Here is a 696-nt window from a genome sequence, read left to right on the forward strand (position 1 = left end):
GCGCCCAGCTTCGTCGAGTTCGAGAGCGGGCTGGTTCGACCGCTGGCGATGTCGCCCGGCGGGACCCGTCTCTTCGCCGCCAACACGCCGAACAACCGGCTCGAGGTCTACACGATCGACGGCAGCGGCGGCCTCACCCTGGTGGCGACGGTGGCGGTCGGCATGGAGCCGGTCGCGGTGGCGGCCCGCTCCGACACCGAGGTCTGGGTGGTGAACCACCTCTCGGACAGCGTCTCGATCGTGGACGTGAGCACGCTCGCCTCCCCGAAGGTGGTGCGCACCCTCCTGGTCGGCGACGAGCCGCGCGACATCGTCTTCGCGGGCACGACCAAGCGTGCCTTCATCACCACCGCCCATCGCGGCCAGCAGCGCACCAACCCGAGCATCGCGGGCGTGCCCGGGGCGGGGGACCCCCAGCTCACCACGCCCGGCGTGAACCGCGCCGACGTGTGGGTCTTCGATCCGGCCGCGCTCGGCACGGGCTTCGGCGGGACGCCCGTGCGGATCATGACGCTCTTCGGGGACACACCGCGCCCGCTGGCGGTGAGCCCGAGCGGCAACACCGTCTACGCCGGCATCCACTTCTCCGGCAACCAGACGACGGCCGTCTCCGAGGGCAAGGTCTGCGACGGCTTCGGCACCAGCAACTGCACGAGTGGCGACACCGTGACCTCGCCGAACGGCCTCGCCGGCGGC

At 72.0% G+C, this 696-nt stretch carries 1 protein-coding gene; it reads left to right on the forward strand.

All coding sequences use genetic code 11. From position 1 onward, the window contains the following. The coding region (locus L6Q96_23290; protein MCK6557473.1) for a hypothetical protein at positions 1 to 696 on the forward strand (696 nt) is incomplete at both ends.

The sequence above is a fragment of the Candidatus Binatia bacterium genome (genome assembly GCA_023150935.1).
In the GTDB taxonomy this organism is placed as follows: domain Bacteria; phylum Desulfobacterota; class Binatia; order HRBIN30; family HRBIN30; genus JAKLJW01.